Consider the following 14827-nt stretch of genomic DNA (forward strand, 5'->3'; position numbering starts at 1 on the left):
CAAACGAAAGGAGAATTTTAAAAGCTATGAAAAAGATATTGAAGCGATTAGCCACAGGCTTCCTTGCCTTTGCAACTATCGCTACCGCTTTGCCTACAACGGCAGTCCATGCTTCTGAAACGCAATATTGGACAGAAAGTGCAGAGCGTGTCGGTGTTGTTGAAAAAGTGATGAATGATGGTTCTATCGGTTCGACATTCAATGAGGGCTACATGAAAGTTGAGGGCGAAACTGCCTACTGCGTGGATATCAACACCAACTTTAAGAACGGCTACAAGACCAGAGCCGATGCAAGTACCCGCATGAGTGCCGACCAGATTTCCGACGTTGCCCTCTCTCTGGAATACGTCAAGCAGTACACACAGAGCCACAGCGGATTGAACTATAAACAGGTCTATCTTCTTGAACAGTGTGTCGTATGGCAGAGATTGAGTGTTCATCTTGGCTGGCAGTGTGATAATGTCAGAGCTTCCTATGATGAAATTCCGAAAGCCATACAGGACGAGGTTTATGCTGGGGCGAAAGCCTTTGCCAGTGCAAACAAGGGACGCTATGAATGTGGCGGTTATATCTACTCTGGCGAGGGACAGGATATTGGACAGTTCTGGGCGAAACTTGCCGTAGGAAATGCTACATTGAAAAAGACTTCCAGTAATGCCAGCATTACCGACGGAAACGGGCTTTACTCTATCGCTGGTGCGACTTATGGTGTCTATTCTGATAAGGACTGTACGAAACAGCTTGTCACCCTTACGACTGATAACAGCGGGAACACGGATACCGTGGAAGTAAAGGCTGGCACAATCTATATCAAAGAGCTTTCTGCTCCTGCTGGCTATAAGGTGGACAGCACTGTATATTCCTTAAATGTGGAAGCTGGCAAGACAGCGACCTTGAACGTATCCGATACACCAAAGGTCACAGACACCTTGATTGAATTATTTAAGATTGACATGGAAACACAGAAAGACGCTCCACAGGGCGACGCTTCCCTAGAGGGTGCGGAGTTCACATGGAAATTCTATGCGGGACACTATACCGCCGACAATCTCCCTAGTGAGCCTACGAAAACATGGGTGACAAAGACAATCGCTGAAAAAGACAGCGACGGCACTATCCATTACGTTTCCCTCCTTTCTGATGAATACAAGGTATCTGGGGATAGCTTCTATACACAGGACGGAAAGAACGTGCTTCCTTTAGGAACGCTGACCGTTGAGGAAACAAAAGCTCCAAACGGATATCTTCTTGACGGTGCGTATATGCAGGCAAATGGCAGTGAAGAACAAATTAAAGGAATGTACCTTACACAGATTACCGAGGACGGCGACCTTGCCGTACTGTCTGGAAGCAATCAGTACCATGTATCAGACAAGGTTATCCGTGGCGGTGTGAAAATCCAGAAACGAGATTTGGAAACCAGCGATACAAAAGGTCAAGGAAGTGCGACTTTGAAAGACGCTGAATTTGAAATCGTTTCTCTTAATGACAATACCGTACTTGTTGAGGGCAAGCTCTACAAGAAAGGTGAAGTGGTAAAGACAATCCTTACTGACATTGAGGGCGTGGCTTCTACTTCTGCCGACCTGTTACCATACGGGAAATACCGTATTGAGGAAAGCAAAGCACCAGAGGGCTATCTGACTGACGGTGCGAAACCGATTGAATTTGAAATCACAGAGGACGGGAAAATCGTTGACCTTACAGGCGAGGACACTTCCATTTACAATCAAGTGAAGCGTGGCGACCTAGAGGGTGTCAAGATTGGTGCTGGCACACACCAGCGTCTTGCGGGAGTTCCGTTTAGGATCACCAGCAAGACCACAGGTGAGAGCCATGTTATCGTGACTGACGACAACGGGCAGTTTTCCACTTCTTCTGACTGGGCTTCCCATAAGAACAACACTAATGCAGGAAAGACCAGCGAGGACGGTATCTGGTTTGGGACAAGCGAGCCAGACGACAGCAAAGGTGCTTTGATTTACGATACCTATATCATTGAGGAATTACGCTGTGAGAGCAACAAGGGCTTTGAGCTTATCCCACCGTTTGAAATCGTGGTGTCCAGAAACAATGTGACCGTTGACTTAGGAACACTTACGGATGAATACGAGAAAGAAATCACTATCCATACTACAGCCACAGGCAAGGACGGTGAGAAGTCTATTGTAGCTGGCAAAGAGGTAACAATCGTTGACACAGTTACACTTGACGGATTGGAAAAAGGCACAAAATATCAGTTGAAAGGCTGGCAGATGTTGAAAGAGGAAAATGTCGAGCTTCTTATCAACGGACAGCGTATAGAAAACAGCTATACCTTTACTGCTGATGATGAGGAAATGAAGATTGAAATGGAATACACATTCAATGCTTCTGCTCTTGGCGGTCAGAACCTTGTGACCTTTGAGGAACTTTACGACCTTTCCAATGAAGACGAACCTGTAAAGGTGGCTGAACACAAGGACATTGACGACGAGGGACAGACGGTGCTTATTACGGAGCGTATCATCTCTATCCATACTACAGCGACCAGCGAGGATGGTAAGAAAGAGATTGAAGCTGGAAAAGACGTGACAATCATTGATACCGTTACCCTCGACGGATTGGAAATCGGCACGAAGTATCAGCTCAAAGGCTGGCAGATGATTAAGGACGAAAACGCAGAGCTTATCATCAATGGTGAACGTGTCGAGAATGACTATACCTTTACTGCCGACAGTGAAAGCACGGAAGTTCAGATTGCCTTTACATTCGACGCTTCCGAGCTTGGCGGAAAAGAGCTTGTGACCTTTGAGGAATTATACGATTTGAGCAATCCAGACGAACCGACTAAGGTTACAGAGCATAAGGACATTGAGGACGACGGGCAAACGGTAACAATTACAGAAGTACCAGAAACGCCAGAAGAACCTACACCAGAACAGCCGACCACACCAGATACACCGAGCAAGACAACAGACGCTCCAAAGACAGGTGATAATACAAACATTGCCTTATTCTTAGGACTTCTTGCTCTCTCTGGTGCAGGCGTGGCAGGAACATACTTCTTCAAGCGTAGACGTTCCTAATCGGGCGGTCTACTTATGATGATGAAGAAATCACGTTCCCCGCCGTATGGACTTGTAACAGGAAATGAAAATTTAAACTGTTCCTTTTCTGTTCTTCTGTTTGCAGATCAACGGAAAAGGACAGTCCACTAGGGGCGTGGGGAGTGTAGCTCCTCACATATCAATGACAGAAAGAAATGAGGTAGAAACACATGAAATTAAAATATATCGTGCCAGATATGGCACAGACTTTTGGAAACTTAGAGTTTGCAGGTGAAAATGAGGTGGAGCAACAGCGTGTTAATGGTCGCTTTGTTCCCATGACAAGAAGCTATAACCTGTATTCCGACATTCAGAGAGCCGACGACATTATCGTGGTGCTTCCCGCAAAGGCTGGGGAGAAGCGTTTCAAATATGAGCAGAAAGTCAAGCTCGTAAACCCGAAGATTACCGCCGAGGGAAAGAACGTAAGAGGTCGTGGCTATACCAACTATATCTTAACGGCTGACGATATGCTTCCAGCCGAGGAAAGCAAGTAAAGGGGGATAACAGATTATGAGATTAGCGAATGGAATTGTATTAGATAAGGAAAAGACTTTCGGTGTTTTGAAATTCTCTGCTCTTAGACATGAGGTGCGTATGGAGAATGAGGACGGGACGACCAGCGAGGAAATCAAGCGTAGAACCTATGATTTGAAGTGCAGTCAGCAGGAACGCACGATACAGGTATCTATCCCAGCAGAAATCCCTGTCAAGGACTATCCGTACAATGCCGAGGTGGAGCTTATCAATCCTGTTGCCGACACGGTGGCAAACGCCAACTACCGAGGGGCAGATGTGGAGTGGTACATCAAGGCAGATGATATTATACTGAAACAAAAGTCAAACGTTGGTCATAAAACAGCACCAGCAAATATAAAATAATTTTTAATAGTCTATCAGATTGTATCCATCCTCAAATATACGGTATAATCAGTATATAAACTTTATTAAAGGGGTGGTATTATGTTTCTCTACAATATTGAGTCCATAGCCAAAAAATTACAAATAGACTATGAAGATATAACCAGCCATATCGAGCATATGGGCGTCCGTGGCACTAGCAGGGAAGACGTTTTACGGCAACGAATTAAAGAACTGTTGCCACAAAAATTTACTGTTGGAAATGGTATCATTACTGATTGTCAAGGAAAACAAAGCCGTCAACAAGACTTTTTCGTTTATGATGCTTTTAATTCACCTACATTTTTACAAACGGAGTCCTCTTGTATTATTCCTGTGGAAAGTGTATATGCAACCATAGAGGTTAAATCTACACTTAATAAAGACACGTTAAGGCAGAGCGTTGAAAACATAAAAAGTGTTAAAGAATTAGAATTATCTGTTTTACATAATTCTCCTTTTATACCGCAAAAATATAATTATATTTTTGGTGCTATCTTTGCATATAGTTCTGAAACCACCATTGAAACTATTGCAAAAAATTTAGGAGAATTTTGTAAGGAGATTCCCTACTCACAGCAACCTAATATCGTATGTATTTTAAATCAAGGTATAATCATACATACACCGAAAGTTGAGGGCAGACAAATTGAAATTACTCCATCAGAGAAAACAACTATAGCCATAATAAGAAACAGTCTTGAATTAAATTTATATCTATTTTATTTGGTATTACAGCAACATCTTAATACGACAAAGAACTTTCCACCTAATTTACTAAAATATGCTGAAAAGTCGGGCGCACTGAATAATCTGCAAATATATATCCCCCTTGACCTTATTCCAGAAGATTTTTCACTAAAAGCTGGAAAAACAAATTTTACTGGTGAGGAAGTTCAATTTTTAGGGAAATACAATGAAATTATTTTTAAGGCTTTTACGAAGCAATTAACGCCAGAAGATTTAAAAAAGCATTCTCTTTCGGAGGAACAAGTTCTTGAAATTATAAGTAAATTCTCTGCTATTATTAAACGCTCATTTGGAGATGGTGTAACAGTGAAATCTATAGAACAAACTAAAGAAAATAAATAATACCTATGAACTGGTAGTCATAAACATAAACGACTGCCAGTTTTTTTGAAAGGAGATGGATATTTGATAAATAGAAAAGGAAAGCGTATCAGAGTTAGTGACAAGAACCTTGTGTACCGCTTCTGTTTGGGTACGCTTCTGCTCCTGTTCGTGGCGGTTCTCCTGCTATTGAACATGGGACAGCTCATGCGTACCGATTGGGAGCATTTCAGCTTACTTGATAATGGCGTGACGCTTTCCACATACAACTTCATAACCATAGGGATAGCGACTGGTGTTTGTGCATTGGTCGCTTTTCTTTATTACCGCTTCTTCCATGACAGCTTCAAGAAGCTATTGCACCGTCAAAAGCTGGCACGCATGATACTGGACAATAAGTGGTATGAAGCCCAGACCGTACAGGACAGCGGTTTTTTCGCTGACCTGCAGAGCAGATCAAGGGAAAAAATCGTCTGGTTTCCTAAAATCTATTATCAAATGGACACGGGACTGCTCCATATCCGCTGTGAAATCTCTCTGGGAAAGTATCAAGACCAGTTCCTTAGACTGGAAGATAAACTGGAAAGCGGGCTGTACTGTGAGCTGACCGACAAGACGCTCCATGATGGCTATATCGAATACACCTTGCTCTATGACATGATAGCGAACCGTATCACGATTGACGAGGTAAAAGCAGAAAACGGGGGCTTGCATCTGATGAAGAACCTTACATGGGAATACGACGCACTTCCTCACGCCCTTATCTGTGGCGGGACTGGCGGTGGAAAGACCTATTTCCTGCTGACAATCATTGAAGCCCTCTTGCAGACCAACGCCCAGCTTTTCATCTTAGACCCTAAGAACGCCGACCTTGCGGACTTGGGTACGGTCATGGATAATGTGTACCACACCAAAGAAGATATGATTGAATGTGTCAATGCGTTCTATGAGGGCATGTTACAGCGAAACGAGAAAATGAAGCAACACCCAGACTACAAGACGGGCGAAAACTATGCCTATCTGGGCTTACCGCCCTGCTTCCTTATCTTTGATGAATATGTGGCGTTCTTGGAAATGCTGGGGACAAAGGAAAGTATGAGCCTTTTAAGCCAACTAAAGAAAATCGTCATGCTCGGCAGACAGGCGGGCTATTTTCTCATTGTCGCCTGCCAGCGTCCCGACGCAAAGTATTTTTCAGACGGTATTAGAGATAACTTCAACTTCCGTGTGGGCTTGGGACGTATCAGCGAGCTTGGCTACGGTATGCTTTTCGGAAGCGACGTAAAGAAGCAGTTCTTCCAGAAGCGTATCAAAGGGCGTGGCTATTGTGACGTGGGTACGAGCGTCATATCAGAGTTTTACACTCCCCTTGTACCAAAGGGGCATGATTTTTTACAGGCTATCGGCTCGCTCGTTCTCAAAAGGCAGGACGGGACGGCGACGTGCGAAGCGAAAGGCGACGGCACGGACTAGCCCTGCTGGTGTGGCGTCAGCCACGCCAGCGAAAGAAGCCCCTCGGTATCTAACAGAGGGGCACAATTCCGCTGGAAACTACGGTCAAAAAGTCTGGAAATCCCGCTTGTCATAAGGGGTTTCTCTCACTCATGGCTGACTGTGACAATCGGCGGAAAATATCACAGATTTATATAAATACACGATTGGGGGTATGCAGGCTGAATGAAAGCACCTTTATAAACGCCTTGAAAGAGAAACGTCAGTCTTACGGCGTGTCCCAGACAAGGCTTGCAGTCATGGCTGGTATCAGCCGTGAACATTTAAACCGTATCGAAGCGGGAAAGGTAACGCTCACAGAGGATATGCAGGAAAAGCTCATGGAAGCTGTTGAGAAATTCAATCCCGACGCTCCCATGTACCTGTTGTTCGACTATGTGCGTATCCGTTTTCCTACGCTGGATATACAGCACGTTATTAAAGATATATTGAAGCTCAATATCGACTATATGCTCCATGAGGATTACGGACACTACAAGTACACCGAGCATTACTATTTGGGTGATGTGTTTGTCTATACCTCGCAAGATGAGGAAAAAGGTACGCTTCTGGAGCTGAAAGGAAAAGGCTGTCGCCAGTTTGAGAGCTATCTGCTGGCACAGGAGCGAAGCTGGTATGACTTCCTCATGGACGCTCTGGTTGAGGGTGGTGTGATGAAACGCCTTGACCTTGCCATTAACGACAGGGCGGGCATACTGGATATTCCAGATCTGACCGCAAAATGCAACCGTGGGGAATGTGTTTCCCTGTTCCGTTCGTTCAAGTCCTATGCTTCTGGCGAGCTGGTGAAGCACAACGAGCAGGACAAGGCGGAAATGGGACACACGCTGTATATCGGCTCTCTGAAATCAGAAGTCTACTTCTGCTGTTATGAGAAGAACTACGAACAGTACGCAAAGCTGGGAATACCGCTTGAGGAAGCACACATAAAGAACCGCTTCGAGATACGACTGAAAGATGAAAGAGCCTATTATGCCGTCCGTGAACTGCTGACCCATTATGACGCAGAACAGACGGCATTTTCTATCATCAATTACTATATCCGCTTCGTGGACAGAGAGCCGGAAAAGCGAAAGACAGACTGGAAGCTCAATGACCGCTGGACGTGGTTTATCGGGAAAGACCGCCCACCTGTCAAGCTGACGACAGAGCCAGAGCCTTACACGCTGGAAAGGACGCTGGGTTGGATAAGCAGGCAGGTCGCCCCTACGCTGAAAATGCTGAAAAAGATAGACGCTGGCAATAGCACAAGCTATCTGAAAGAGATTGAGGACAATGCAAAGCTGACGGAAAAGCATTTGCAGATAATCCGTCAGCAGACAGCGGACACAGAGGAACTTATCACAGAGTAAAGGAGAATTGGGATTATGGCAGAACTTGTCAAGGACTTGGTGCTGGCATCGCTGGGAATGGGTATCGGTGTCGTCCTTATGTGTATCGCACAGGTCAGCAAAATGGCTGATGAAGAAATGGAAGAAATCAAAAAGGAAAGGATTGATAAAGAATGAATTTCGGACAGAACTTATACAACTGGTTTTTAAGCAACGCCCAGAGCTTAGTGCTTATGGCAATCGTGGTAATCGGTATCTACTTAGGATTTAAGAGAGAGTTTTCAAAACTTATCGGCTTCCTTGTGATTGCCCTTATCGCCGTGGGTCTGGTGTTCAATGCTTCGGGCGTCAAGGACGTGCTGTTAGAGTTGTTCAACCGTATCATTGGAGCATAAATATTATTAGTAGTAGATTTTTAAGAAGAATGATATAATTATCAATCATCAAGATAAAGGTGGTTTATGATGAAACGATATGAATATTTAATGAAACAACTTGCAGTAGAAGAAATGTTACTTTTAAAAAAACAAGGAAAAACTGAAGAAGAGATATCTCATATAATGGAACAAAAATTTAAAAGTGACGGTTATTGGGAATATTTTAATACAGTTTCTAATAATGAAACAGATAAAATACTTAATAATATTTCTAATGAGATGAATGAATTTGAAACAAAAGATATGAAATATCTTTCAGCATTAAATAAAAAATGGCGATTGCCATTACGTCTAGCAAAACTAGTTTGGCTCAAAGCAGTAGAATATGGCGAAAATCAAAATAATTATGTACGTTCTCAAACAATGACTACCAAACATGGAGTAGTTTATATGATTTATGCCAAAGCTTTACAACGTTATTTAGAAATTATAACTTTGAATAGCAATGGACTTCCAGAAGGAGCAAAAATTCTTTGGCGTTCACTTTATGAATTGATAGTAATTGGAGATTTCATTTCTACTCATGATGAAAAGTGTGCTGAATCTTATATGAGAGAATATAATTCCAGCAATAGATACGAATGGGCTAAAAATTTTCTTTCAGTTAATAAAAAGAAAAAATATGTTTCATTTAGCGATATAGAAAAAAACTTTATATTGAGAGTAGAGGATAAGGAATGGAATATAGCTTATGAAGAATCTAGTAGGGTTCTACACGCCTATTCATCAACGACCTTTAATAGAATAGGTGCAGATTTTGGAGAAAAATTAGTGGGACGTACAAATGTCGGAATAGCTGATACACTAATAAATGGAGCTATTCTTATTCTGAAATTATTTGAGAACCTGCGAGATATGAATGATAATGAAGATTGTGGTATGGAATTTCAAATATTAAGTAATTTGATAGATAAACTTATTGATGTATCTTTAAAAATTGATGAAGGTAATTAGTTATGATTAAGCGGTTACTCCCTTGGAGATCAACCGCTTTTTCTATACTCAAATTTCAGATTGGAGTGATTGATTGAACGATATTTTTTCGGAAATGCAGGCAAAAATTGGGTGTCCGTATCTCTCCGACTTGCCCTACTACAAGCGTGCGGTCTGGTTTGAGATAAAACGCCTTTGCCTGTCTGATTATCCTAAGAAACAGTTAGAAGATTTTTCACGCTATGTATTCGGTATACCTTACACCGTCATACAAGAAGCGTTGACAAGAGAGGACGTGATGAAACATGGAAGAAATGCGTGTGCAGATTGAAGCCAGAGAACCGACAGACGGCGAGATACGAGCCTTTTGGTTCACCCTGCCTATCGACACAGAACAGGTGGAAGAACTGCTGGGGATTGATGTAAATACGGACTATTACTCTATTACAGGTAAGGAGCTTCCCTTTGCTGATGAAGTGCAGGAAGATACCACCGTGGAAAAGCTCAATGACCTGTATTCTACTTATGAAAATTTACCCTCTGACTTGAAAGAGGACTATATGGAGCTGATGTGCCATTTTACTGACCTTGAAGAACTGCACCGATACAGGAATGATATTATCCATTATTCATGGTGCAGGAACATGACGGACGTTGCCCGCCACATTCTGAACAATGACCCAGACTTTACTTCCCTTAGTGAGAGCGTTATCCGCTATTTCGATTATGAAGCCTACGGGCAATATCTTGACGACAACGGACGCTTTGTGGAAACCGACCACGGTATCTATGAACTTCCATAGAAAAGAGGTGTGTGCCATTGGTTGACGACATGAGGGTATATATTGCTAATCTCGGCAAATACAACGAGGGCTACCTTGTTGGGGACTGGTTCTCTTTTCCCATCGATGAAGAAGAAGTTGCGGATCGTATCGGACTGAACAGCTATTATGAAGAATACGCTGTCCATGATACTGATAACTTTCCCATTGAAATCGGGGAGTATGTTTCGATTGAACAGCTCAATGAGATGTATGACATTATCTGTGAGCTTCCCGACTATATCATGGACGCTCTGGATGAGTTTATGTCCCATTATGGAAGTCTGGAAGAAGTCTACGAACATAAGGATGATGTGTATTTCTATCCCGACTGTGACAACATGACCGACCTTGCCTATTACTTCATTGATGAAATGCAGACGCTTGGCGAGATACCGCCACAGCTACAGAACTATATCGACTATGAAGCATACGGCAGGGATTTATCCTTTGAGGGAACATTTATCGAAACAAGCCGAGGAATTTGCGAGATACCATATTAGAGCTGGCAGATCAGCGACAGGAAGTGTTGCTACTGACAGCTTTTTATATTTTACGGGGACGGTCAGAAGCGGGCTGTCCCCTTGATGTTGAAAGAAAGGAGCTGAAACAGATTGAAAAAGATTAAGAGCTACACGGGTATCTGGAACGTGGAAAAAGTTTTATACGCAAACCTTACCAGCGACAAGGAGAATGCAGGGCTTCTTGACCCGTTCGTGATTATGAAGAACGTAAAAGACGCTGAAAGTCTGGCAATAGACATTCTCACATTCCTTACGGGAATTTCCTCTAGGGACGGCGAGAAGTTTCCTATCCTTAGAAAAGCGGTGCGAGCCGTGACCCAGAGCGATCAGCGAGGACTTCTCCATGTGATAGACGAGCTACGCAGAGAGGACACGGCGATAGCCCGCAATATTGCCGACCATATCGATAGCTTTACAGACTATGATTTTGCACATCTGCTGTTCTCTGACGGTTCGGTTAAGAACGCTATCAGCTTAGACAACCAGCTCAATATCATACAGGTGGCAGATTTGGTACTGCCCGACAAGGACACGACCTTTGAGGAATACACGACCATTGAACTGCTGTCCGTGGCTATGCTGATTGTCATTAGTACCTTTGCCCTTGACTTTATCCACAGCGACAGAAGTATCTTTAAAATCGTGGATTTGGATGAAGCATGGGCTTTCTTGAATGTGGCACAGGGCGAAACCCTCTCGAACAAGCTGGTGCGTGCGGGACGTGCTATGCAGGCTGGTGTGTACTTCGTCACACAATCCTCTGGGGACGTATCAAAGGAAAGTCTGAAAAACAATATCGGCTTGAAGTTTGCCTTTAGAAGTACCGATATAAACGAGATTAAGCAGACCTTAGAATTTTTCGGTATCGACCCAGAGGCTGAGAACAACCAAAAAAGGCTTCGTGACTTGGAGAACGGGCAATGCCTGCTTCAAGATTTATATGGGCGTGTGGGTGTGGTGCAGATACACCCTGTCTTTGAAGAATTACTGCACGCCTTTGATACCAGACCGCCGATACATAGAAATGAGGTGGAGTGATGAAAGAAAGGATAAAGGGGCTTCTGACGAAACAGAAGCTCTTTCGCTTTTTCAAGATAGCTCTGATAGTCATTTTTACCTCTGTCGTGTTTCTATCCCTGTTCGGTACGGTGGCTCATGCCACGGGGCTTGTTGATGATACGGTCAATGCGGACAACCTGTATTCGCAGTACCCGCTAGAAAACTACCAACTTGATTTCTATGTGGATAATAGCTGGGGCTGGCTTCCGTGGAACTGGCTGGACGGTATCGGAAAGTCCGTACAGTACGGCTTGTACTGTATCACCAACTTTATCTGGACTATCAGCCTGTACCTTTCCAACGCCACAGGATACGTTGTCCAGCAGGCATATAAGCTGGACTTCATCAACGACATGGCAGACAGTATCGGAAAGAGCATACAGACATTAGCAGGCGTAACGGAAAACGGCTTTGGAAGTACGGGCTTTTATGTAGGCTTTCTGCTTCTCATTATCCTTATCGTGGGTATCTATGTAGCCTATACGGGACTTATCAAGCGAGAAACCAGTAAGGCGCTTCACGCCGTTATCAATTTTATTGTGGTGTTTATCGTGTCCGCTTCTTTTATTGCTTACGCTCCCGACTATATCAAGAAAATCAATGACTTTTCTTCTGATATTTCCACAGCTTCTCTAGACTTGGGAACAAAAATCATGCTCCCCGACAGCGACAGTACGGGAAAAGACAGCGTGGACTTGATAAGGGATAGCCTGTTCTCCATACAGGTGCAACAGCCGTGGCTACTCTTACAGTTTGGCAACAGCGATATAGAAGAAATCGGAGCTGACCGTGTGGAAGCTCTGGTATCGGTCAGCCCGTCAGCAGACGACGGGGCGACCCGTGAAGATGTGGTGAAAATGGAAATCGAGGATAACGACAACGACAATCTGACGATACCGCAGGTCATCAACCGTCTGGGAATGGTATTCTTCCTGCTCATCTTCAATCTGGGGATAACGATATTCGTATTCCTGCTTACGGGCATGATGATATTCTCCCAGATACTTTTTATCATCTTTGCCATGTTCCTGCCGATTAGCTTTCTGCTCTCCATGATACCCAGCTATGAGAACATGGCAAAACAGGCAATCGTGCGAGTATTCAATACGATTATGACAAGGGCGGGAATAACGCTCATTGTCACGGTGGCTTTCAGTATTTCCAGTATGTTCTACAACATATCCACCGATTACCCGTTCTTTATGATAGCGTTCTTACAGATAGTCTGCTTTGCGGGTATCTACATGAAGCTAGGTGACCTTATGAGTATGTTCAGCCTTAACGCTGGGGATAGCCAGAGCATGGGACGCAGAATATTCCGCCGTCCTTATCTGTTTATGCGACACAGAGCTAGGCGTATGGAACACCGTATCGCAAGGGCTGTCGGTGCTGGAAGCGTCGCTGGTGCGGTGGCTGGTACAGTAGCAGGAACAGCCATGAATGACGGTTCCGGAAAATCTGCCAGAGCTGGTACAGGGAGAAAAGAGCGTCGAGAAAATGCGTCTTTTGGAAGCCGAACTGGTTCAGCCGTGGGTGCGGTGCTTGATACGAAAAACAAGGTCAAGGACAAGGCAACGGCTGTCAAGGAGAATATCAAGGATATGCCGACCCAGACCGCCTATGCCGTACACTCCGCAAAGGAAAAGGCAAAGTCCAGTGTTTCCGACTTCAAGCATGGCATTGTGCAGGGACAGGAAATCAGACAGAGTCAGCGTGCCGACAAACTCCAACAGCACAGACAGAATATCGCTGACAAACGTATGGAGCTTCAAAAGGCACAGGAAGCAAGGCAGACTGGCAGAACGACGGACGGATCAGCGACAACAGGAGCTACCCGTCCCCATGACAGACCTGTGACTGCTTCTAAAGAACGTGAGCCTGTCATGCAGGATATGAGAAAACACCCTGTCACATCTGATAGGACAAGCACTGACAAAGTACATACCGAGCCGACAAAAGCACAGTCTGTCAAGGAGCGACCGCTTGCGTCTGGCACAGACAGGAAAACTTCTGAACCTGTATTGCAGAAACATGGAACAAGGCTCAATGGTATGGAGCTGAACCAGCAGTTCACCAGAAAGGAACGAAACATCAAGAAAGTGACCCTAAACACTACGGATAAGAAAGGACGTAAGAAATGAAGCTAAGACATATCGCCCTTATCGGCAGTCTGTTTTCCTTTCTTCTTGCGATAGTGCTTTTCTTTGGTATGCTTATCAGTGCCGAGGACGACGACGGGGGCGGTGGTTCTTCCTCATGGGTAACGGGCATGAACCTGTCCGCAGAGGTGTTGAAACATCAGCCTATGGTGGAGAAATACGCTAAAGAATACGGCATATCCGAGTACGTCTCCTATCTGCTGGCAATCATACAGGTGGAAAGTGGCGGAACAGCTGAGGACGTTATGCAGAGTTCCGAGAGCATGGGCTTACCGCCTAATTCCCTTGATACGGAAAGTTCAATCAAGCAGGGGTGCAAGTATTTTGCGTCCCTGCTTTCTTCAGCAGAAAATCAAGGCATAGAGGATATAAACGTTGTGGTACAGTCCTATAACTATGGCGGGGGCTATATCGACTATGTAGCTAAGAACGGGAAAAAGCACAGCTTCACGTTGGCAGAGAACTTCGCCCGTGACAAGTCGGGTGGAAAGAAAGTCGTCTACACGAACCCTATCGCTGTCGCCCGCAATGGTGGCTGGCGATATGCCTACGGGAATATGTTCTATGTAGAGCTTGTCAGCCAGTATCTCACTGTCAGTCAAGTATCGGGTGAACTGGCACAGAAGATAATGAATGAAGCTCTGAAATATCAAGGCTGGGACTATGTGTACGGCGGGAGCAATCCTAACACTTCTTTTGACTGTTCGGGGTTGGTTCAATGGTGCTATGGCAAGGCTGGTATCTGTCTGCCGAGAACGGCACAGGCACAGTATGACGCTACCCAGCATATCCCGCTTTCACAGGCACAGGCTGGGGATTTGGTGTTCTTCCACAGTACCTACAATGCGGGAACGTATGTAACCCATGTCGGTATCTATGTGGGAAATAACCAGATGTACCACGCTGGCGACCCGATAGGCTACGCTGATTTAAATAATAGCTACTGGCAACAGCACCTTATCGGAGCTGGCAGAATTAAGCAATAGAAAGG

14 protein-coding genes and 1 pseudogene are annotated in these 14827 nt (G+C 44.5%); all 15 read left to right on the forward strand.

Annotated elements, in window-relative coordinates; genetic code table 11:
* The first annotated feature begins 26 nt into the window (after window positions 1–26).
* The 15 genes and pseudogenes from G593_RS0112060 (at window position 27) to G593_RS0112135 (ending at window position 14822) form a co-directional block, all read left to right on the forward strand.
* Window positions 27–3068, forward strand: a complete 3042-nt coding sequence (locus G593_RS0112060) for an SrtB-anchored collagen-binding adhesin (protein ID WP_029731842.1) — start codon at window positions 27–29, stop codon at window positions 3066–3068.
* A gap of 191 nt (window positions 3069–3259) precedes the next feature.
* Window positions 3260–3586: a YdcP family protein gene (locus G593_RS0112070; protein WP_029731843.1), complete on the forward strand. Its 327-nt coding sequence runs from the start codon at window positions 3260–3262 to the stop codon at window positions 3584–3586.
* Window positions 3587–3602: 16 nt separating this feature from the next.
* Entirely contained in the window at window positions 3603–3971 is a 369-nt protein-coding gene (locus tag G593_RS0112075; RefSeq protein WP_029731844.1) for a YdcP family protein, read from the forward strand.
* An 81-nt stretch (window positions 3972–4052) separates the two neighbouring features.
* Window positions 4053–5081, forward strand: coding sequence for a DUF6602 domain-containing protein (locus G593_RS0112080; RefSeq protein ID WP_029731845.1), 1029 nt, complete (start codon window positions 4053–4055; stop codon window positions 5079–5081).
* Window positions 5082–5144: 63 nt separating this feature from the next.
* Window positions 5145–6533, forward strand: coding sequence for an FtsK/SpoIIIE domain-containing protein (locus G593_RS0112085; RefSeq protein ID WP_029731846.1), 1389 nt, complete (start codon window positions 5145–5147; stop codon window positions 6531–6533).
* 158 nt (window positions 6534–6691) lie between these two features.
* Entirely contained in the window at window positions 6692–7924 is a 1233-nt protein-coding gene (gene mobT / locus G593_RS0112090) for a MobT family relaxase (protein ID WP_081646547.1), read from the forward strand.
* A gap of 15 nt (window positions 7925–7939) precedes the next feature.
* Entirely contained in the window at window positions 7940–8080 is a 141-nt protein-coding gene (locus G593_RS0112095; RefSeq protein ID WP_029731848.1) for a DUF3789 domain-containing protein, read from the forward strand.
* On the forward strand, window positions 8077–8298 hold the full coding sequence (locus G593_RS0112100) for a hypothetical protein (protein WP_029731849.1): 222 nt from the start codon (window positions 8077–8079) through the stop codon (window positions 8296–8298). Before G593_RS0112095 ends, G593_RS0112100 begins: the two co-directional genes overlap by 4 nt.
* A 69-nt stretch (window positions 8299–8367) precedes the next feature.
* Window positions 8368–9294, forward strand: a complete 927-nt coding sequence (locus G593_RS0112105; RefSeq protein ID WP_029731850.1) for a DUF5677 domain-containing protein — start codon at window positions 8368–8370, stop codon at window positions 9292–9294.
* Between the two features lie 73 nt (window positions 9295–9367).
* Window positions 9368–9604: a hypothetical protein gene (locus G593_RS19600; protein WP_081646546.1), complete on the forward strand. Its 237-nt coding sequence runs from the start codon at window positions 9368–9370 to the stop codon at window positions 9602–9604.
* Window positions 9579–10076, forward strand: coding sequence for an antirestriction protein ArdA (locus tag G593_RS0112110; RefSeq protein WP_029731851.1), 498 nt, complete (start codon window positions 9579–9581; stop codon window positions 10074–10076). Before G593_RS19600 ends, G593_RS0112110 begins: the two co-directional genes overlap by 26 nt.
* A 17-nt stretch (window positions 10077–10093) precedes the next feature.
* Entirely contained in the window at window positions 10094–10597 is a 504-nt protein-coding gene (locus G593_RS0112115; protein ID WP_029731852.1) for an antirestriction protein ArdA, read from the forward strand.
* Between the two features lie 165 nt (window positions 10598–10762).
* Window positions 10763–11656: pseudogene (locus tag G593_RS0112125) on the forward strand (ATP-binding protein); the annotation flags it as partial.
* Window positions 11656–13818, forward strand: a complete 2163-nt coding sequence (locus tag G593_RS0112130) for a CD3337/EF1877 family mobilome membrane protein (RefSeq protein ID WP_029731854.1) — start codon at window positions 11656–11658, stop codon at window positions 13816–13818. The pseudogene G593_RS0112125 and the gene G593_RS0112130, both read left to right, overlap by 1 nt.
* Entirely contained in the window at window positions 13815–14822 is a 1008-nt protein-coding gene (locus tag G593_RS0112135) for a bifunctional lytic transglycosylase/C40 family peptidase (RefSeq protein WP_029731855.1), read from the forward strand. The genes G593_RS0112130 and G593_RS0112135 overlap by 4 nt, the downstream gene beginning before the upstream one ends.
* Window positions 14823–14827: the final 5 nt, after the last annotated feature.

Source organism: Dorea sp. AGR2135, from assembly GCF_000420885.1.
Classification (GTDB): domain Bacteria; phylum Bacillota; class Clostridia; order Lachnospirales; family Lachnospiraceae; genus Dorea; species Dorea formicigenerans.